This window comes from Dapis brunnea BLCC-M229, from assembly GCF_050015995.1.
GTDB lineage: Bacteria > Cyanobacteriota > Cyanobacteriia > Cyanobacteriales > Microcoleaceae > Trichodesmium.
The window spans coordinates 23,999-45,297 of the sequence record NZ_JBNHEP010000044.1 but is presented as its reverse complement, the minus strand read 5'-3'; the positions used below and the strand labels follow the sequence as shown (position 1 = coordinate 45,297).

Here is a 21,299-nt window from a genome sequence, read left to right as displayed (position 1 = left end):
AAATACTTTAGACCCAAATACTAATAATTCCAAGGTTAATAATGTTCTCCAAACAATCCTTGGCTCTGCGTTCAAATTGCTAGTAATTGGAGGAATTGTTACTGTAGTTGCAGTAGCTATATCTGTTCCAAAAAGCAAATTTAGTAACTTGGAAAAACCAGACAAACAAGAATTAATATCTGCCGAGCAAAAGCCAGAAGTAGATGACAAGCAAGAGACTAAAAATAAACCTGTAATATCTCCCTACACAGTTGTGTTAAATGAAGATAAAAATTCTGTTACTTTGGTTCTAAATAATGGCGTTAATATTGATATCAAAAATTTGAATGATAAGCAAGAAAAATGTATAATATTTGGAGGAGGTTTGGGCTGTATTGATAGTCTTTATAATCCTAAAAATACTGTTACTAATACTGAAAAAACTAAAGTTGTTAGGTATAAAAAACGCCTTTCATTTGTTGAGAAATTAAAACATCAAGATGTGTGGATACCCATTGTAGTTTCTATTGCTTTTTGGTACATTTTTATTAGAGAAAAAAGTTAAATCAGTTTGCATAAATACTTAAGTTTATTTGGGCTAAAAATGGTTAAAAAAAATACAGAGGGATTAAAAAAATACCACTGGAAAAACAATCGACCACCTAAAAACTTGTTAACTGCAAGTTACTTAAAAGAGTTAGGATTAAAAGCAGTCAAACCAGTTGGTGTTATTCAAGTTGGCATCTCTCAACTTTATAATGTTAGGCTATATGACATAAACAGAGTAGATTCAGTAGAAGCAGAAAAAGGAACAATTTTAGAAGAAGCAAGATTAATATCTAACTACATAATTGACTTGCAAGACTATATAAATCAATGGGACTATGATTCAGCCTATAACGAGTCTGTAGAATCAGCCAAGAAAATCGTCAAAAACAAGGAAGAATTTGTCATTCTAGGTATGAAAACTACTACTTTAAATACTAAAAATGAGATAGTTGAGCTTGCTATAACTGACCTAGACGGAAACACTTTTATTAACACCTTAGTTAGACCTAGTTCTAATGCACAAGATATTCTAGAGGGTAAACCCACATTTGCTCAAGTTTACCCAAAGATAATGGAAATAACTAAACACAAGCATATATGTGTCTATAACAGGCAGCTTAACTTTACCATACTTAAACGAACTGTACATAAATATGGCTTTCCCCAGTTAAACTATTCATCTGGTATTTGCATAATGTTAATGCACAATGAATACTGCAATAAATGGGATAATACAAATAAATGTTGGGAAAATCAGTCTTTTAACGGAGGATATCAAGCTTTAGAAGATTGTTTAGCGACTGAAAGGCTAGTTAAGAAGATGGCAGAATCAGAATATCGTACCCCTCCAGATGCCTACTATCAGCTCAACAAAACAGGAACTCAAGCAAAGACAGCAACAACTTTGATGGGAATGGTAAAAGAAATATTTCCTCAGTTGAAAGAATGACTGTCAAACTGATGCCAAGTGACAACGGGAGGATGAGTGCTGATAGTAAGCTCACAGCGATCCTCCCATTTTTCTGCTTTATCGTAGTAATGCAACACAGGACTACCGATATATCGTAAAGAATCATCCGGCAGTACACCAGCAGCAACCAGTCCATCCATTATATACTTTGCAGCAGCAGCAATATTATCAGGGTCTCGGTTTTGGTTGTATACTTTCCAGGTAAAACAAAGCCAAACCTTATTTTCTTCATAAGGCTGCAATGCACTAGACATCAAAGCAAGTTCCTGAGTCCACTTACGCTTTTCTGAAGAGGACGCATAAATACTTCTCCTGGCAGAGCTAATAATTTTGTTAAGTGTAGGTGGAAGAGGATACACTATTGTTTGTATAGAAGCCATTCGGGGTAGATATGATAGCAAAAACTTTAAATCTTAACAGCTTATACGATGAGCTAAGGCAGAACATCTCCTTCATTGTACTTAGTAACGGGTATATGATGCAGATGCCGTTTATGATTTGGAGGAACGAAACAGATGTGATAAACGCCCATGCAGTATATAACACAATCTATAAGGAGTACGGAGATTATAAACCAGAAAGGGTGACAATGCGCAATATTAAGGATAGACACGACAGTTGGATGTGGAAATTATTCCCCAAAGAAGATAGAGAGCCAGTGATACAGCAATATTCACCAGCTCTTGTCTTGGCACAACAGCCCAACTTTGGCAAAGAAATCAGAGAATATTTAGATTTATTATTTGACAACTGTATTGATTTTAAACTCTTTCAATGCTACATGAGTCCAGACTTGCCAGAACATATTACTACCAGAGGCAAATATATTATGCACTTAATAGGGCAGCATATTAATGTTCAATATGATGAAGTAGCTAGGGTGACTACATATCAAAAAGGTGACTACATTGTCACTACATTAATCAGAGATGAACCATTGTTTTAAATCTTAGTAAAGCCTGTAACAATTACATCAATGTCCCAACTAAATTGGCCGTTACCAAACAGAACTGCGTAACGACCATCATCGTATTTAAGTTCAACTTCTTTAGACCTAGCTTTCCATACTCCTGCTAGAGGTTTCAACCAATCACCATTAAAGTTTCCATTTTTATACCAAATGTTTCCACTACTAATGAACAGCGGAATATCCCACTCCACTTGGTTCACCATTGGCAAAATCATCTTCTCTCTAGTCTTCGTATCAAAGCTAGTTCCGTTCTCATTGTTGTAGTCAATTAATGCTTGCTCTGGAATTTGTTGGGTATTAACAGAGCGATACCTACCTGTAATATAAAAGATTCCATTTCCTAGAGGTTGAAACAGTAGTTTATTAATCTCAGGATTAAGCGTTGGTTGCAGTTGAGGAGGATATTCATTCCTTGCCCAGTCCATGAACTTAAAATCGATATTGCCATACTCTGCCAAACTACCTATCATTACTTCATCTGAGAGGAAGTCGCTAACATGGCTACCTTTGGGCAAAATAACACAATAACATTCAGCCAATCCTTCTTCAACACCGTTGCTGTTGGTTGATAGATGACAAGTAAACGTCTTTGGATATGCTACTTCATTGCTCTTAACGTTAACAGAGAAGGTTTTGATTCCTTCCTCTTCTTTCTCCCAAAACAGTCTTCTAGCTGGAGAATAGAAATGACCAATAGAGTCCATCGACTTGACAGCAGTTCCCAACCTCCTAAAATAGTCTGAATAGTCAGCGCCACGGAAAGTTATTCTAGCTTCAGCATCCGCATTAGTGCCAATCTTCTCAACTTCAAATGCAATATCACCAGTTTTAGTGATAATAACAAAACCACGGGTGAATCTTAGTTCAGCCATAATAGTTTTTCTTAAAATTTAAACGTTTACCGAAAAATTAAGGTATAAAGCCTCTCCATTCATGGAGAAAAAACGGTCGTTTTAACGAAGTTTCCCGTAGGATGGGATGGCGTTTAGCGCCCTGCACAACGCCATATCCAATCGACCAAGAGAAGAAAAAAAATTCCTTTTAGCCAATCCTATCTGTTATAAGAATAGGTAATTATTAATTATTAATTATTTACGTCTGCCCATAAAGGCATCAAGGGAGTCAACATAGGCACATCGCATCTAATAGTCACATTGAGCTTCTCGCTTCCCTCTAAAATTCTGACTCCTAAACCTCCATTATTAGGTAATTCTTTATTTGCTGCTCCTGCCTTAGCTAAAGTATTCAGTACCCTAGCAGAATCCCAAATTAACTGTAATGGTTGATTTGCTCTAGGGTTTGAGCTGTTAAAATAAGGTGTATCTGTGTAGTAATTCCTGTTACTAGAAGAGTAATATTGAGAACCCATATTTGACATCAAGTAGCCATTTTCATTACTGCCACTAACTTCATTGGGGTTGTTGGGTTCAACTTGAAAGCCAACAGTCATTTCTACTAAATTAGCAGTTTTCAAGCCAAATCTAATAGGAGTTCGTCTAGGATAGCTAGGGTTTTCGGAACTGTAATAGTAATAATCATTTATCATCTTGCTGATAGAACAAAATGCTACCCAAACCTTAAAAAATGGCTGGTCGTTATGAACAGACATATCTATCCCAGTCCAATAATCACGAGATGTAGCGTTAACGGTATTATCCTGAAAGTATTGGACTACTCTTGCTACGGTTGCATCGTCGTTAAGTAAGCTCATTATCTTTATGAGTAATTGTCAGCAATTTTGCTATAGAAAGGTAAGTTTGGCGCGTTCAAAGGAATGTAATTAAAGTTGATATCACACAAAACTCCGTTCCTTCTCTTGGAAATATTGATCGAGAATTGAGGGTCATTATCTGGATAGCTTCTACTATCCGACGTTGCTCGTTCATGCAGCACTCTACAACAGTCATAGATAAACTGTAATGGGTTAGTGCTACTTCCGGTAAAGTCAATTGCTAAGTAGCTAATATCTGTCATATAGGCAGTGACTTCTGGCAAGGTAAACACATTATCAGCAATAGCTAACCGACCATTGATTTCTTTACCCAATACTAAAGATGTGTGATATGGGTCGATGTAAAACTTTACAGTCAAATCTGCTCCTGCTTTACGGCCTACGTTATAACTGTACTCTACAGATTCAAAATTAGCTACATCAGGCTCACTTGTAGGAATGGCACTAGCTATTACGGCGGCCGAACAGAAGTTTATAAGTGACTTGACAAACCTTTCAGTATTGTGTGACGAAAAATCTATTGAGTTAAGGAGGTTTTTAGACTTTGTGTCGAGTGACTGTAGCTTTGGGACGACACTAACAGTTCTCGCTTCGTATTGGTAAATTCCCACAGCTAACCTCCTACGCTACTAAAATATCTTCGTACTGAGGAACTTGAGGAGTTCCTACCTCTACTTCTGCCCTGATAGTAGCAAGCATAACAGAGCTTCTGTTTGAAAGAGCGACAGTAACTGGTTCATCTAGCTCTTGCATAATTTTTGCAGTGTCTAAAGCAAACTGCATTGGAGAAACTGTATCAAAATTCGTCACTAACCAAGGGCACTGAGCAAAGTTGGAACCAAACAAGCTTGTGTAACTATTCATATCCAAAGCTTGTGCGGTTACTCCATTAAAAGGTTGAAAACTGTCTCTCTGACTGTTGGTTATTGTGTTGAAATCGTCCATGTATAGGTCAATTCTAGCTGTGTAAATTGCCGAATTGGATGTAGGGGAACTAAAATTATAAGGTGCTGGTCTAGGCTCGTTATAGGCAAGCTCGTAGTTTCTGTAAAACTCGCGATTAATTAAAAATAAGCCATTGACCAACATACACCAGTCTTTGAGAAATATATTATTCTCATAACCACTAATATTAAAGTTGTTGGCAATACTGCTAGATGGCATTGAGGAGTTAGCTAATTCTGCTAACAATTGTTGTGTTGTAATTGGCATAGTTCAAGCTGGCATTAGAATAAAGAGGCATTTGCTAGTATCCTTTTATGCTCTTGATGTAGAAGCAGATTATTATTATTAAAAATAACCCCATACAAAAAAGCAGTTGCAAAATTCGGCTCCAAAGTGATTCTAGCAATAGCAGTAATAGTTGGCTGAAATCTGGAACCATCATATAGCAAGAGATAGATGGTAAAGAATAGACAACCTGGCAGCAAGAGCCGCCAGAATTATGTACTAAGAAAAATCTACCAAATCTTCAGCTTGGAAAACTAGCTGACCAGTAACAGGAAATTCAATCCGAATGCTTGTTCGTGGACCGTCAGAACCTTCAGCGGTACTAATACGCACCTTCTGACTATAGCTGTCCATAGCAGGATCTGAATCATAGCTATTCAAAACACGCGCCCAATCTAAAAGTACCTGCCCTAAAGGAACAGTGTAGTTAGTAGCTAAAGCTGTGCCAGTAATTAGGGGGTTAGTATTTCCAGTTAAGTCATAGGAAGCTAAACCAAACAAACCATTGGCATTGCTCAGGTCAACACCAGTAACAATTTGGTTCAAATTAACATCTTGAACGTACAACCTAATACTGATTTCACCCATTAGACCGTCGTTATCAAGAGAAACTGCGCGAGGGTTGCGGGCGTCTACTGCTGCGTAATCTTGGTTCTCAGCTTCTAGAATTAAAAACTGGCACAAACGAACAAATAATTTGTGTGCTTGCTCGGTGCCAGATAGACCTAAACCAGCTAAGAATGATGCTGATGGTAAGGAAGAGAAATCACTTCCAAATCTACCGGATACTGCGGTTAGTGTTGCTGTGGATAATGGCATAATTTACCTCTTATATTAGAAATCAATATCTATGGGTTCATCTGGAGTGTCACGTTCTGCCAAGCGTTGGGCGATGACCTCCTGTAATTGTTTCCATAGCTGCTCCTTCTCCTTCTGAGTTTTACGAACAGCTACGAATCTTTCTGTTACTTCTTGTTCAGGCATTTACCTTGCAGAAAAACTGATAACTGTTAGCATTAGCGTTTAGCGTTCCGCACAACCCGTGTTTCGGCTAAGAGCCGACATGAAAAACGCTACGCGACATGAAAAGCGTTTCGGCTAAGAGCCGACATGAATGCAGAGCATTCCGTAGGATAGCTCCTCTGCAAGAGGCAACTCCTCCGTTTGCGTAGCATTCCGCAGGAAAGGAGGCTAACTGATAACTGATAAAGCTTTTAATTCATGGGAATAGGTGGAAGCTTTTCATCTTTCTGCTTTTCAAACTCCTTCATAACTGCTGCTACATCACAGGCACGTTGCCACGACTTAGTTCCCCACTCTTCATTAAAAACTTGAGCTTTGTCTATGTCAAAAGCAGGACTAGCAACAAGTTTTGCTATTGTCATCGGGCCGTAGCTTGTGCCGTCAATCGCAAAATACCAAATTTTGCTTTGCACTGTAGGTACTGGAATTGGAGCTGTAGCAGTAGATGGAGAAGATTTTTCTCCTCCAAGTTTGGAACTTTCTGGAAGTTCAGTAACTTGATCTACTAAAACTTTTTTAAGCTTGTTGTCAATTCGGAACCTGGCTTCAATTTTTTCAGGAATCTTTCTTGGCAGACCGCCAATTTTCCTTTCTGTTTCTGGCTTATGTTCGGTTACTAGCGCACCCAAACCAGGCCATTCTTGAGTTTCCAGCGATTTCATCCCTTCGACAATCAGGTTTGTCGCTTCTTCAAAAACTGCTCCAATCTGAGTGACACTGAACCCAAACTTAGCTCCAGCTTCTTGGAACTTTTCTTTTACAGTTGACATTCTTATCACCCCCTACAGAGGGTTTCACTTTTTTATTTGACGATTTAATCATATATCAAGAAAATAAGAAGTGTCAATAGTATTTAGGATAATTTTTAACCTATGGCTAAAAAACCTTTGGAATCTAGAACTAAAAGGTTTGGAATAACTGGATTTGACATATATCAGACAAATATGCCGATTTATGATTTTAGAACAGGAGATTGGAGAATCGGAGATGATGGTTTTGAGTCAATTATTTATAGAAGGAACTTATTGGGAGCAATGCACCCCAATGTGAATTGTGCAGTAGGAGCAATTCCACCAAACAAATCTCCAGATGAAGCATTTATCTCAAAATATTCTGTAGCAATGAAAAACGGGATTGAGCTACCGTCAGAGTCAGGATCTATTAAGTTGAAGCTAGATTTAGCTGGAAGTTCTAGAACTCATGGCCACTATGTATTTACAGATGCGGAGTTAGGCAAACTTTACTTTGGTGATGCAGCTATGAACCGGATTAACTACGGCTCAATTTTACTTACAGAGTGCAAAAAACTAATATCACGCAAGATAAGAGTAGTAATTATTGATGAGGAAAAGGATAGAGATATTATTGTCCCTACTATTCCAGAAGAAGCACTAGCTAATTATCCCGGTGATAGTCATGGCAAGATTAGTGCTGAACTTGCTCAGGAGTTGACTGAAGGAGTTGATGATAGTTGGGCAACTGAGAAAAAACCAATCCAAATCAGAGTTGGCATTCCCAACCAATATTGTTGGAAGGGTACAGTCACCACAGTTAAAGGAGGACTGCCAAAAGTATTAGACCCCGATGATAGCGCATTTACAGTTGCAGAAGCCCAAGGATATGATTTGCTATTACCCTTATCTGGATTTAAAGGTAAGAAACCTAGCAGCGGTGAAGTGTTCACAGAAATAATATTCGTTGGCACAGTGGCTCTAGGAGAACAAAGAGTAGCAAAAGGTTCTCAGATGCTATGGGCTTGGTACAGTTGGGATGCTGTAGAAGCAGATATTATACCTCGTACCCTAACAGAATGTCAGGCGTTAGTGGAAGCTTTTGACTCACCCAAGGCAATGGCAGAAATATTAGGAAATGAATATCGCAACAAACTGGACTTTGATTTCTCTGGAAGTCTTGGAGAAGAGGAGGATATAGAGGATGGTGAAGGAGCTGAAGCTGGTGCAGATGAACAGTTTGAAGATCCATTAGTTACAATTCTCAGCTCAGATAAGGCTGGATTTTTACTAAGGCATCCTTGGGTAGTAGGAAGAATGACAGATAGATTAGCCAAGAGATGGAAGAGATTAGCCATTGCTGGAGCTGTAGAATTTGTATCCCTGTTAGGCCAGCCAATTCCGATGACAGGGAACAACTTTATGGCTAAAGATGTTTCAGCAGGAGAACATTTATTGTTTAGGAATCCTATATTGCACTATGGATACATTAACATTCTCAATAACATTATTGACAATGCTGACGATCATCAGTTAGGAGCAACCAAGAATATTAAAGGAGCAATTTGGATGGATCAACACCTAATGCTGGAGAGGTTTCAAGGAGACACAGATGGAGACTGGTATCAAGCTAAGGAGAGAGAGTACGATGGAATTGAGTATGATGATGAGAATATTACTTGGGAAACTAAAAACTTTGAGACAATTTATGGCACTCCTCCAGAAGTAGAGAAATTAGGTAAAGAGGCTATTCCTGGAGAAATAGAGATAGTTGCTATTAGGTCTATGGACAACCAAACTGGAGTAATTAGCAATTTAATCCAAAATGCCAAAGCTAACGGTACTATCCATAAAAAGGTGAATATTGATAATTTTAACTACCGAACTGGGGAGTATACAGGCGGTAGTAGAGAGATGACTGTAATAGCATTTCTCTCACAGGCCATGCAAAATGAGGTAGACAGACTCAAGAACAATATCCATACCCATAAACGAGGGATTACAGCTTGTAGAAATGCTATATTCACAGGGACTAAACAAGCTCCATGGCTAGTAGATAGGGCATACAAAAAAGATTGGATATATAAGACCGCCCCTATTCCTACTACCCATGAGGATGGAAGCCAAGCCACGGACACTGTATCAAAGATGATAGCAGCAGTGAATGAAGTATGGCAACCTTATGATATTAACAAAAAACACGTTGGAGATTTTGAGAACTTGTTCCCTAACCACAGAGACAGGCCACAACCTTATGATGAGTTCATGCTAGATTGGGCACAATCTATTAACAGATGGTACGGAGCAACAATGGCGAAGGCTGCTAATTTAGGAGAGGACAACACTTATTGGGTAGGAAGCGAGGGAAGTGAGGCTCAGGAAGCAATTGAAGAATTTAAGAAGGAGCGCATTAAGCAGATGCGCAATATTAGGGAGGAAGCTAGAGATTATCGTAGGCGGATAGATAAAAGGTTGGAAGTGACTAAGCAGAATATAGATCGCCTCAAGGAAAAATTAAATGTCACTACTTTGTGGGATATACCATTTAATCAGCTACCTGGGAATTATCAGAAGTTTTTCAAGCAAGCATTTGACGAACAATCAGTCACGTTTATAGCTGACAATATTGACTGGGATATTATGGGTCCCAATAATACCAACTACAGATTATTGACTAAGTATGATTGGGCAGCAGCTTTTTGGCACGCTAGTCACCATGCAAGAGCTAGAGAGGAAACTACCGCAGGGCTTGTTTTTCTGCTATTCGCTGAGGAAATTGCCACTTACACCAGGACTGGGAGAATGAATACTCTGACGGTTTACGGGGTGCAGCATTCTAGGTTGGCTCCATTAGCTTGGGGTGACTACGATGCGGTTCCCATCAAGGGAGCTAATAAGGTTCATGCTATTAAGGCAACAAAGGAAGGCAACCCTTACCAGTTGTACTATCCAAGTCAAAAGTTATATGAGAAATTTCCAGAGAATAAACGGCACTTATGCAATGTTGTTCAGATGTACACAGACGGTAGAGAAGCTCCAGCTACCATTATGATTAGGTCTAGTCCTGAAAGAGACTGGACTATATTTGGTGATGTTGGTAGGGGTGAAGTTAACTTGCCAGAACCCGGTGAACTTTGTGCGGCTAAAATTTATTCATGGAAAATTGAGTTTTTTAGGGATGAACCAAAAAATAAATACAGAACCACTCAAGCTACTATTTTATGGTATTATATTCGCCCTGAAGATTGGCCTTTAGATAATTTTTAGGTGTTATTTATTTAGCCATTACTAATATTAACTATGAATAATATATCACCAATTATTAGGACGAAAAGAACGATTTTAAAATTTTGCCACAAAATTTATAGCTTTGACAAGAAACGCTAATTAGCATTCCGTAAAACCGGGGTAAGTTGCTTAATTTCTGGGGTCGCATCGGGAAAAAGTAAAGATGCTCAAACTCTTATATAATGATGATTATCTGGGGTTGCATCCCAATTATAAGTACCAAACCGTACTAACGCTAAATATGTTCCCTGATACATTGTCTCTAAAATAAACTATGAACAAAAATTTTTGTATTGGACAGCTAATTGTAGACAAAAAGGGCTGCTTACATGAGGTAGCAAAAATTATATACGAAAATGATAAACCTATTGCAATTATTACTACATTTGGTGGTCGTTTTTCTGTAAATGAAATTGAAATAGTTATTTAAATAGTTATTTGATTATGGGTAGTTGGACTAATAATAATAGATTTCCCCTAAGCATTTTTATTAACCAAACTTTAGGAGGTGGAACTGATGATTTTTTCACCCTCAACCACAAGCATAGAATGTACATGAATAAGTACAAGCCTTACGGTGCTAAATTCTATAGAGAGTTTCTCAGGGAGGTAACAGAAAGGTTAGATTTTAATCAATATACATCTATTATTTCTAGACTTTCTTGTGAGTCGGTAAGGAACTGTAATAGACATTTTAATTCTGCTAAATATCCTGATGTTGGGGCTAAGAAAAATTTACTAGGGATGTGGAACGATGTTATTAAGAAAAATTGGAAAGATTTCGCTAGTTTGAGATTGAGATTACCAGCAGTATCAGAACGATTAGAGATAGATGCTGAACCTAGTTGGGACTTTCCAGAATGGATACAAAAGCTAATGAGTGGGATATTAAGTACAATGACTCCTACTCCTACAGATATGGTAATTCCACTATCAATGTTATCTAGTTCAGTAGTGATGAAATTATTTGGTTTTCCCTATTCGGAAAGGGGAGTATTAGACGCTGCAATATACTTTCAAGAAAATCCAGATTTGGTGAATAGGATGAATGGGGATAACTTATCGGAATCAGATTATTTTCAGCCTACGTTAGTTCCAGATATTGATGATGATTATGATGCAACTTCATTGCCAGAAAAATTATTGAGAGAATTACCAGGCTTGACAGGGATATTTGATACTAAATTGAGGATGAGTAGAGATATAATATTTAATTCTCCTATGCCAATATTGGAAGATATAAAAGCAGGAATTAATTACAGATTAGATTTTCTGAGGCAAGTTTTAACTGAGGATGTGCCAGCCGAATTACCAACAGCAAAGGAATGGTTAAAGGAGTTATTAAGAGGTAGTAAAGATGAGATTGAGCAGGCAGCAAATAATTTGGAGACTGTGATTAATGACCCTAATATGGAAATATCATTGAAGGTAGCTAATGCTGATATGATTATTACTAATAATCTTGGCATTAACCAGGTTTTGAGCTATTCAGCAGCACAGTTTATTGGGCAAAAGATAGCACCAGAGATTCTTAAGGTGGCGATACCAACTGCCGGAGGACTCACAGTAGGAGGTAACAGTGCAGCACCGTCGTTAATATGGAAGGCGGCAGCATGGAACCCGATGGTTATGGTAGGAGCAACTATTATGATTAGTTGTTTGATACCAGGGTTAATTTGGGGAGACTCGCCTACTAAGCAGAAGGAAAAGGAGAAGGAACAAGGGTTGATTTGTTTAGCCTATGTCTATTGCAGGAACAATACTAATGTTGATGACACCTATAGCATTCACAAGGCGGTGTTAGTTACTGAAGAGAAGGAATGGGTTAAGGATATTCAAGCTATGCGGTTGGAAACTGATGGTAATTGGCCTGAAGAGTTTGGGATTATTTATTCAATGGAGAATGAACCTATTTGGGGGTATGACTTTGTAGCTGACTCCATCATCGAGGAGGAGGATGAGATTAGGAGAATATATTTGCAGATGATGGCGCAGAGAGAAGTTTACTATGTACCCGATGCACCGTCTACAGCTAAGTATATGTGGTATGCAGAACCGAATGATGACAGTGGTAGGTATGAATAAAAAATTGTCCCTCAAAGGATGAAGGACAAATGATTGTGAGACTTCTAAACAATTAAATAATATCACAGGAAGTCAATTATGTCAGTTTCAAGAACAGCAGATGACATCAAGGTAAATATAGAAGTGCCTTACTTATCACAGACTAATAACAAGTACGAACCTTACAGTGCTTGCAACATTACTTGTACTGCAATGTGCTTAAAAAAATTTGGTATTGCAGGAGATGGCAGCGAAGCTCAGTTAGAAGATCAATTGTACAATAAAGCTTTGGTAACAGGATGGAACAGGTTTTCTCCCCAAGGGATAAAAAGCTTGATAGAAAGTTATGGGTTAACTGATAGGCTAAATATTAACGCTGGTACTCACGATATTTATAAGTCTCTAGATGAAGGCAGACCAGTTATTATTCATGGCTTCTTTACTGATCCAGGGCATATCATAGTTATTAAAGGGCATACAGAAAAAGGTCATTTTGTAGTACATGATCCTTATGGTGACTTGATAGCTAATGGATGGTACTACGATATCAATAATTCCACTGAACCCCACAGAGGAGAAAACTTGATATACAGTAAATGGCTTATTGGTGCAGCTTGTGGAAGTTGGAGTAGTGGGGAGGCAAAGGTTTGGTATCAAACTATTAACCATTCAGAACTGATGGCTATTGAAAATATGTGGATACATTCAGTAGGTTTATAGCCTAATGTCTACCTTTACTATTAACTAAGGTATCATTGTAATAGCAATTGAATTAATCATCAATTATTGTCAATGAGCCTAGAAAAACTTGGAGCAGAAATAAAAATGCTCCGAGAAAAGATGAATTTATCTCAAAGAGAGCTAGCAAATAATCTAGGAATTAGCCCTTCATACCTATGCAAGATTGAGAAAGGTACTGCATATTATTTTCCAAGCGATCAATTAGTAAAAAGGTTGTCAAAGTCACTGAAAGTAAGTGAGGAATTATTGACAACTCTCAATAACAGAATACCTAAAGAAACCTACGATGATTACATTTTTCTGGTAAAAAAATACCCAGAAATGACACACCTTATTAGAGAAATGGCAGAAAATCCTAGATTTGCAGAAGAAATCATAGCACAGGTAAACATGAAATACCTTCTTTGAAAGTGGCTATCGCCTCAGAGTTTGGTGTTTTTGAGGATAACTATGCGAAGGATATTATTTACTGGTCCGAGAAAATTGACAGTACCACAGAGAGATAAGGTTTGGGAAGTTGCTAAAAGGTATCTTCCTGAGAATTTTGGAGAAAACTGTCTATGGGTATTGGGAGATGCTCCTGGAGTTGATACTATGCTAGGAGAATTGGCACAGAGCAACAATTGCCATTATCTAAGGCTCAATGTAAAGCAGGAATTACAAGCAGATATCAGAACAAGAAATTGGGCTTATGCCGAACGTTCTCAGCGGATGGTAAACTCATTGTCTGCTGGAGATATTGCAGTGGGTTTTCCGAATAAACCTTGTCCTAATAATTGCACTCCTAAATCTCCTTGGAGTGGTGGAGGCAGTGGTACATGGGGTACACTTGCTGCTAGTAAAGCTGTGAGAGGTGTGGAAGCTATAGTTTATCCAATATTTGAGAATGTAACTTTACCCCATTGGTTGCAATACAAGCAACTCAGCTTGTTCGAGTAAACTTTCTTCACAGATAGTTTTAAAGCCATCATATAGACTTGTATCCAAATTAAGGTTGATTTTTTGGTAGTGGTGCATTGTAATGTTTTCAGCAATGGTACACTGAGCGTTTCATTCACCATTACTATATAGAACTACCAGTTAAATGAAGTCCCTATAAATTTTCCCTATTTGTTATGTGTTGATATGAAGATTAACAGTTCTTTTAGGGGAAAATTTATTTCAGAGGCTTTTTATCGTAATAGTTTTGTTAATCTTTTGAAGATGTTGCTTGAGGGTGTGCGATCGCAAAGCTGAGGATAATTGTCCTTAACTCTAATATTATTCTTGAGATAGTTACTTATTCGTTCGCAACCCATTGATAGTATTCGATCCAATTCTCCCATCTGCCATTGCCAAACAGTACCATCATCTGAAACGGTAAATAGAAACTCACCATGTTGGCTAAATCTCACTTTTTTAACTGCAGCTTGGTGTTGTAATTGCGTTATTTTTTGACCCTGCAAATTCCATAGATAAACCATACTATCCTCTGAGGCAGTAGCTACAAAACTACCATCTGGACTAAACTGTGCATCGTTAACACGATCTAAATGTGGTAAATGAGCTTGTTTATTCCCTTCTAAATTCCATAACTGAGCCGTCTTGCTGACGGTAAACGCAACGAATAAATTACTATTAGGACTGAACCTAATATTTTCTATTGTATCAAAAGACTGTTGAGGGATTTTTGATAAAAGTTTTTGGTCTGGCAAATTCCACAAATGAACAAAACCATCATTTGAGTTGCTAGAAACAATAGCCAGAAATCGACTATCTGGACTAAATCTAAGATGTAACCATGCAACATAACCCAGATATAAGTCTAATAAATCTTCCTGCGGTTCCTGATTTTCTAAATTCCACAAGTGAACTTTTGTCCGATCATCTCTGCGGCCATCTATCGTGATCAGAAATTGGTTATCCAAGCTAAATCTTACTTCCGATACTTCATTTTTATGCTCTAACTCTAATTTTGGGAACTCTGGACTATGCAAATTCCATACCCGTGCTTTACGATCGTTTGCAGTAGTAGCCAATAATTTACTATCAGAGCTAAATCTGAAATCATTTATATCGTCGGGATGATGCAATTTTAGTGGAGTTTGATTTTCTAAATTGTCCATATCCTGTAAGTTCCAGATACGAACTACTTTATCGCTAGATGCTGTAATCAATAGTTTTCCATCAGGACTAAACTCAAATTTATTGACCGATGCTTGATGCTTGAGTTGCCATTTCTGGCCTTGTAAATTCCAGATGCGAACTATATCATCCCATGACTTGGTAGCCAGGAGCTTTCCATCAGGACTGAACTTAATACTCATAACGTTCTCTGGATGAGGTAATTCTCTTAATTCTTGATTTTCCCACTTCCACAAGTGAACTGAACGTTTCCAAGACATAGTGGCTAAAAACTGAAAGTCAGAACTTAATTTCACCTCGAAATCTTGATGATTTAATCGTTTTAATTCCTGGCTTTTTAAGTTCCAAAAGTGTGTAGTGCCGTTACCTATAGCGGTAGCAATAAATCTACCATCAAGGCTAAAATCAATATCAAGAACTTCATCTCTATGTACGAATTTATCTAATTGCTTGCCTTGCAAATTCCACAAGTACACTGTCCCAACTGTCCCGTTATTTGATGCCGTAGAAATAAGTGAACTACTAGAGCTAAATCTGACAATCTCAACCTTACTCGTATGAGTTAGTACAACTGGTTCTTGAGTCTCTAAATTTTCTCGCTCCTGTAAATCCCATAATTGAACAATCTTCTCACTAGAGACTGTAGCCAGAAATCTACCATCAGGACTAAAATCTATTTCCTCAACTAAGTCTTGATGAGATAATTGTACTAACTCTTCACCTTGCAAATCCCGTAAACTAACAATGTTGTTATTTGAGGTTGCTATGATATTTTCCTTGGGACTAAATATTACATTATCGCCCTCAATTGACTTTATTGCCTTTGATTTTTCCAAATCCCATAAAATAATAGTGTCGCGATCTAAATCATTAATCACAAGAAGTTTACCATCTGGGCTAAATTCTACATATTTGACAAAATCATTTGTGCTTTTGTACGGCAATTTTACTATTTTTCGAGCAGCCAAATCACTTTGTAAATTCCATAAACTAATGCCGTCACGGGAAGCAATAGCAATAGATTCTCCTCTTAGGCTAAATTCAATATCAGAAACATCCCTTTGAGACTGAAATTCTGCTAACTGATTACCTTCTAAATCCCATAGACGAATAATATCAATCTGTGAAACCGTAGCTATAAATTTACCTTTAGGACTAAACCTCACCATTATTACTGGGTATTGATGGTTTAGTTCGCGTTTTTGTTCACCCTGTAAATCCCACAAGCGAGCTGTACGATCTTCTGAAGCAGTAACTAAGTATTTACCATCGGGACTAAATTGGATTTCATTTATATGTTGCTCATGTCCTTCTAAGCGATTAAATTCGTTTGTCTGATAAATAACTTTATATAAAATTTCTAAAACTCGATTGTGTAATTGATTATAGAGATTGCTATTCGGCTGAAATACTTGAATTAGTGGATGCTTGAGGTTTTTTCCTGCTTGTAAAGCTGCTAATAATGCTTCTAACTCTCGATTTGAAGTCCAGGAAGATTCTGAGGATTCTGCCAAAGCATTAACCTGCCCAATTAAAGCATCTCTTTGACCAATTAGAGTCATAATTGAAAATGTACTTAATAGAAAGATTACTCCAAAAGTAATATTCCAGCTTGTAGCTCTTTTCCTATGATTCCGCTTAATACTACTTTCAACAAAATCAGTTTCCGTCTGACTCAACCAGTTGTTATTAGAATTAAGTACCTCCTCTAATAGATTTAAACGGGGGTTAGTATCCCAAAGAAATCTTGACTTTTTCTGACTTTTCTGGTTTTCCTCCTCTGAATTCCACCATCGAAATTTGTTAAATAGAGTCGGAATAGAGTTAATAGAGGCATAAGTGAAGTCAAGTACCATATTCCAGAAATTAAACAAAGGTTCAACTTTATGAGGATTTTGTTCTATATGATTCCACTCCATTGCTGCTGGGGTTAATAGCCTTTGTAATGTCAAGTTTTCCTGTTCTTGCCGAATCCAAATTTGTAACTTATCCCAACCCCTAACTAAAAAATCATGGGCAGGTTCATAATAAGGTTCTCCTGTTCCTCTATCCTTTCCAGTCACAATTAAACGAGCATCATCTAAAGATTTCAAAACTGTTTTAACTCGTTCATTTTCTTCATTGCTAGGATAAATTAACTCAGATTTTAAAACCCGTCTTTTTAATGCTTCCTGTCCTTCAATTTCTACCATTCTTAACATTAACCGACGCATGGTAGTTCTATGAGCATCATCGGGTAAATTCTCATATTCTTCATTTGCTCTTCGGGTTAATGAACCTGCTACCCCACCTTGCCGATCAAATTCCCGATCGACTGTTAAAGAGCGATCGCTTTTGATTCCACTTTGCCATTCCTCATATAATTTGATATATAACTCACTGAGGGTAAATGATAATAAGGGTAAAGCTCCGGGTGTTTGATTCACTTCATCAACTAAACGATCTACCAAATTAGCCGGTTCAAAATATAAAGCCATTTCCGTCGCTGGTGATTCCACAACTTCTCTTAACTCATCTGGACGCATCGGGCGGACAATAAAACGATTCCAGTGAGGTCTCAGAACTGATTCAGCAAACCTTGGTTCAAAATCTGAGCGTAAAGTAACGACAATATTTAATTGAGGAGAGTTTTGAATAATTTTTACTAAAAAAACAAGGAATTGTTGCCATTCTGGTTGAATTTCTGTCGATGTAGATTTAGTTTCTTTTTGTTTGCCAAATAGTTTACTTTTGATTTTATTTAACCGATTTTTATTTTGGCTTTCCTGATTAGAAACTTCTTTAGGTGCTTGGGTAATTAATTCCTCAAATTGGTCGATAACTAATAATAATTTACATTGGGGATTATTTTTACCCCATTCGTTTATTAACTCAACTAACTTCTGAGGATTATCTTTAAATTTTTCAATAGAAATATCTTCAGTTATTAAGGGTGCAAAGGTACGAAATAACTCTGGAAAAGGAATTGCACCTGGTCGGATAATTTCCAGGATTTGCCATTGATAAGTATAATAAATTGGTAAATATTTGAGAGTAAAATAGGGAAATACTTCTAAAATTGCCAGACTTAGCAAGCAAGCAGAAATTAATCTGATGTAGAAAGGGTTAGGAATATAATTAATCGGTAAAAATTGAATTGGAAAATGAGGATAACCTTTTAACACAAATAATGTTAACCAATAAGTATAAATTAATCTAATATCAATATTTCTTAAATTGGGAATTAAACCTGCTTTGACTAAACTAGATTTTCCCGAACCGGAAATACCAACTACTGTTGTTAATTGGCGTTCGGATTGAGAGACAATTTTAAATAATTCTTGGCTTAGTTTTTGACGACCAAAAAAGAAATGAGCGTGTTCTTCATCGTAAGCTTTTAAACCTCGATAGGGGTTATTATCTGGATTTAATTCTGGTGTTTCTGCTAAATTTAAGTCTTTACCAGGAATCTGGAAAATATATTCTCCTCTGTCATGTTTTTGTAGAGGGAAAAACCCTGGAGTTTGTTTTTCTTTGGAGTTTTTCTCTACATAATCTCTGAGATAAATATATAATTCTGGGGCAATAATTGCACCATCTTGATTCAAGTCTGCTTCTCCTTTTAATCCCTGAAATAATGCCTGTGCAAAAGGAGAATGTTTTTCTGATTTTGTCTGTTCAATTCTGCGGTTATTGAGAAAATCTAAAGCTTCTTGATTGTATGCTGATGAGGTAATAACTTCCCAAGCTGGAAATTTTGTAAAACGTTGATAATGAGCTTTAGTTGCTTTTTTAGGGGTATAAATAAACTTACGGGTACTCGCCCAACGAAATGCACCAGCAAAACAACAATCGAGAATTACTAATAAATGACGACAGCGAAGTTTGGCTAGATATTGATAGATATCTCTCATGGGAATTAGAGAATCTGACTTATCAGAATGAGCATCAGCAGGAACCAGAAAACCTTGTGGCCCATCTTCTGTTTCTTCTTCACTAGGGCGGGCAATTCCATGTCCAGCAAAGTAGAATAATAGGCGATCGCTTTCGGTAAGATTTTGTTGAGGAAGGGTGGTTTTAAGTAGGGTGAAGAGATTCTCGCGAGTGGGTTTTATCTGAGTATCATCCGTGATTAAAGTTACTTGATTATAGTGATAGTCTTGTTCTAAAATTCGAGCGAGTTCCTCAGCATCGGGTTTAGCAGTTTCTAGAGGATGAATACCGTTTCTGTAATTATTAATACCTATTGTTACAGCTAAACTGCGGTTAAATTCTTTCATTTAAGTATCCTCCTACATTTCCCACAATTTTATTTCTAGATCATCTCCACCGCTTGCTAACCATTTGCCATCAGGACTAAAAGCAACAGTGCGAACTTCCCCTACATGATCCGTAAGAGTTTCTAAGAGCTTACCTGTATGTAAATCCCAGATTTTAATAGTGTAATCTCCACTAGCACTAGCTATTTTGTGACCATCAGGACTGATAGCAACACAACAAACTCTTCCCGCATGACCTTTAAGAATATGATGGGAATCAGTTTTTGTCCCAGTTGCCAAATTCCATCGTTTTATTGTAGAATCTTGTCCTCCACTTACTAGAATTTGGTTATCAGGGCTAATGGCAAGAGATAGAATTGAACTTAAATGAGCATAAGAAATAAGATGACGCAGTTGAGTGAAATCTCCATTGATACCCCAAATTTTGATGTTTTTCTCGTAACTACCACTGACTAAGGTTTGACCATCGCCACTAAAGACAAGGGCAAAAACACTACTAGAGTGACCTTGAAAAGTATCCTTCCATTTTCCGGTTTCTACCTCCCACAGTTTAATTTTGCCGTTACCATTGCCTGTGGCAAATAGTTTACTATCAGGATCGATCGGTAAGGAATTAAATAAGGTTAACTCTGTAGAAGATATTGAAAGGGTTTTGTCACATTCGCTTGTCTGTTTTTGAGATAGTTTGGCAGTTTCCCAGAGTTTAATTTTACTATTTACTGCTCCACTGATAATGTGTTGTCCATCGGGGCTAATTCCAATGGCTTTTACTCGCTTATTATGACCAATTAACAGGTGTTTTAACTGTCTAGTTTCCACATCCCAAACTCTGACAGTTTTATCGTTACTACTACTGATTAAGAGTTTACTATCGGAACTAAAAGCAAGAGAACGCACCCAGTCTGAATGACCAACGAAGGAATCAACACAAGTATGGGAAGAATAAAAAGCAGGAGGTGGAGAGGTATCTTGGATGGGATTCATAATTGTTTTTTTGTGCTTAATTGGGATTAAATGGAGAGCTATCTTAGCCTCTTTAACTTCTTCTGGTGAAATGTAGTGGATAAATTTTCGTTGTTTGACAAAATGCTGAATCGTATCTGACATTTCTAATTGAATAGCATTCTGACCAAAATCAAAAGCTTGTTCGATATCTTTTCCTCCTCCAAGTGCTGTATAAAAACCATGAGCAAAAGCGATCGCTGCTTCATCTAATACATCCCGTTCCATACCAATAACATAATTAATATGTTCTACAATGGCTTTAGCTTGAACTTCTGAATGGCAAGCGTTTAGTAAAACACATTCAATATGATGATTAAACAGTTTAAATAAATTAGCTAAAGCATCAGCATCAACAGTCTGTTCTTCTCCATCATCAGTTTCCAGGACAAGTCCAGATTCTCCTGCTCCATGACCGCAAAAATGAACAATTTGAGGTTGAATTTCTAGTAACGTTATTTGTAAGTCTTTAATTCTAACTGCCCCTCGATTTTCTAAAAAGAATTGTTGATGATTTGCAGATAGTTTTAAAGCTTCTCTAATTTCTCGTACTTCACGGTCAAGTGCTAAGGATTTTGTTGTTTTTGGATTAGCTTTTAGAACTAAAATAGTTTTCATTTTTCCTGACTCCAAAATT

At 37.3% G+C, this 21,299-nt stretch carries 19 protein-coding genes; 9 read left to right on the top strand and 10 right to left on the bottom strand.

Translation table 11 applies throughout. The features are described 5' to 3' along the window. On the top strand, positions 1 to 544 hold a 544-nt coding region (locus ACP6PM_RS04305), incomplete at its 5' end, for a hypothetical protein (RefSeq protein WP_426582164.1). Positions 545 to 583: 39 nt separating this feature from the next. Beyond that, positions 584 to 1,477: a 3'-5' exonuclease family protein gene (locus ACP6PM_RS04300; protein WP_426582162.1), complete on the top strand. Its 894-nt coding sequence runs from the start codon at positions 584 to 586 to the stop codon at positions 1,475 to 1,477. On the opposite strand, the gene ACP6PM_RS04295 is transcribed toward ACP6PM_RS04300, so the two are convergent. Next, complete coding sequence (locus ACP6PM_RS04295; RefSeq protein ID WP_426582160.1) at positions 1,462 to 1,878, bottom strand: RusA family crossover junction endodeoxyribonuclease; 417 nt, start codon at positions 1,876 to 1,878, stop codon at positions 1,462 to 1,464. The genes ACP6PM_RS04300 and ACP6PM_RS04295 overlap by 16 nt on opposite strands. A 113-nt stretch (positions 1,879 to 1,991) precedes the next feature. On the opposite strand from ACP6PM_RS04295, the gene ACP6PM_RS04290 reads away from it, so the two are divergent. Continuing rightward, positions 1,992 to 2,444, top strand: a complete 453-nt coding sequence (locus ACP6PM_RS04290; protein ID WP_426582158.1) for a hypothetical protein — start codon at positions 1,992 to 1,994, stop codon at positions 2,442 to 2,444. Here ACP6PM_RS04290 and ACP6PM_RS04285 read toward each other — a convergent pair. From ACP6PM_RS04285 to ACP6PM_RS04255, 7 genes are all read right to left on the bottom strand, one after another. Beyond that, entirely contained in the window at positions 2,441 to 3,340 is a 900-nt protein-coding gene (locus ACP6PM_RS04285; protein ID WP_426582156.1) for a hypothetical protein, read from the bottom strand. The two genes, ACP6PM_RS04290 and ACP6PM_RS04285, sit on opposite strands and share 4 nt — an antisense overlap. Before the next feature lie 212 nt (positions 3,341 to 3,552). After that, positions 3,553 to 4,179, bottom strand: coding sequence for a hypothetical protein (locus tag ACP6PM_RS04280; protein ID WP_426582154.1), 627 nt, complete (start codon positions 4,177 to 4,179; stop codon positions 3,553 to 3,555). A gap of 5 nt (positions 4,180 to 4,184) precedes the next feature. Continuing rightward, positions 4,185 to 4,811: a hypothetical protein gene (locus tag ACP6PM_RS04275; RefSeq protein ID WP_426582152.1), complete on the bottom strand. Its 627-nt coding sequence runs from the start codon at positions 4,809 to 4,811 to the stop codon at positions 4,185 to 4,187. A 10-nt stretch (positions 4,812 to 4,821) separates the two neighbouring features. After that, complete coding sequence (locus tag ACP6PM_RS04270) at positions 4,822 to 5,412, bottom strand: hypothetical protein (protein WP_426582150.1); 591 nt, start codon at positions 5,410 to 5,412, stop codon at positions 4,822 to 4,824. A 237-nt stretch (positions 5,413 to 5,649) separates the two neighbouring features. Then, positions 5,650 to 6,249: a hypothetical protein gene (locus tag ACP6PM_RS04265; RefSeq protein WP_426582148.1), complete on the bottom strand. Its 600-nt coding sequence runs from the start codon at positions 6,247 to 6,249 to the stop codon at positions 5,650 to 5,652. A 15-nt stretch (positions 6,250 to 6,264) separates the two neighbouring features. Then, positions 6,265 to 6,414 (bottom strand): hypothetical protein, encoded by a 150-nt coding sequence (locus ACP6PM_RS04260; protein ID WP_426582146.1) that lies wholly within the window; start codon positions 6,412 to 6,414, stop codon positions 6,265 to 6,267. A 230-nt stretch (positions 6,415 to 6,644) separates the two neighbouring features. Beyond that, positions 6,645 to 7,223: a hypothetical protein gene (locus ACP6PM_RS04255; RefSeq protein WP_426582144.1), complete on the bottom strand. Its 579-nt coding sequence runs from the start codon at positions 7,221 to 7,223 to the stop codon at positions 6,645 to 6,647. 102 nt (positions 7,224 to 7,325) lie between these two features. Here ACP6PM_RS04255 and ACP6PM_RS04250 point away from each other — a divergent pair, with 102 nt between their 5' ends. The 6 genes from ACP6PM_RS04250 to ACP6PM_RS04225 all read left to right on the top strand — a co-directional run bounded on the left by ACP6PM_RS04250 (position 7,326) and on the right by ACP6PM_RS04225 (position 14,216). After that, entirely contained in the window at positions 7,326 to 10,451 is a 3,126-nt protein-coding gene (locus ACP6PM_RS04250; protein WP_426582142.1) for a hypothetical protein, read from the top strand. A 295-nt stretch (positions 10,452 to 10,746) separates the two neighbouring features. After that, a complete protein-coding gene (locus ACP6PM_RS04245; protein WP_426582140.1) occupies positions 10,747 to 10,902 on the top strand; it encodes a hypothetical protein in 156 nt (51 codons plus the stop codon). A gap of 14 nt (positions 10,903 to 10,916) precedes the next feature. Beyond that, positions 10,917 to 12,557, top strand: a complete 1,641-nt coding sequence (locus ACP6PM_RS04240; RefSeq protein ID WP_426582138.1) for a hypothetical protein — start codon at positions 10,917 to 10,919, stop codon at positions 12,555 to 12,557. Positions 12,558 to 12,635: 78 nt separating this feature from the next. Beyond that, complete coding sequence (locus ACP6PM_RS04235) at positions 12,636 to 13,256, top strand: C39 family peptidase (protein WP_426582136.1); 621 nt, start codon at positions 12,636 to 12,638, stop codon at positions 13,254 to 13,256. Between the two features lie 72 nt (positions 13,257 to 13,328). After that, the gene (locus tag ACP6PM_RS04230; protein ID WP_426582134.1) at positions 13,329 to 13,685 is read left to right on the top strand and encodes a helix-turn-helix domain-containing protein; all 357 of its coding nucleotides are present in this window, start codon (positions 13,329 to 13,331) and stop codon (positions 13,683 to 13,685) included. A gap of 42 nt (positions 13,686 to 13,727) precedes the next feature. Then, positions 13,728 to 14,216 (top strand): hypothetical protein, encoded by a 489-nt coding sequence (locus ACP6PM_RS04225; RefSeq protein WP_426582132.1) that lies wholly within the window; start codon positions 13,728 to 13,730, stop codon positions 14,214 to 14,216. A 233-nt stretch (positions 14,217 to 14,449) separates the two neighbouring features. On the opposite strand, the gene ACP6PM_RS04220 is transcribed toward ACP6PM_RS04225, so the two are convergent. Then, the gene (locus ACP6PM_RS04220; protein WP_426582130.1) at positions 14,450 to 19,660 is read right to left on the bottom strand and encodes an nSTAND1 domain-containing NTPase; all 5,211 of its coding nucleotides are present in this window, start codon (positions 19,658 to 19,660) and stop codon (positions 14,450 to 14,452) included. A gap of 12 nt (positions 19,661 to 19,672) precedes the next feature. Beyond that, the gene (locus tag ACP6PM_RS04215) at positions 19,673 to 21,280 is read right to left on the bottom strand and encodes a CHAT domain-containing protein (RefSeq protein ID WP_426582128.1); all 1,608 of its coding nucleotides are present in this window, start codon (positions 21,278 to 21,280) and stop codon (positions 19,673 to 19,675) included. Between the last annotated feature and the right edge of the window lie 19 nt (positions 21,281 to 21,299).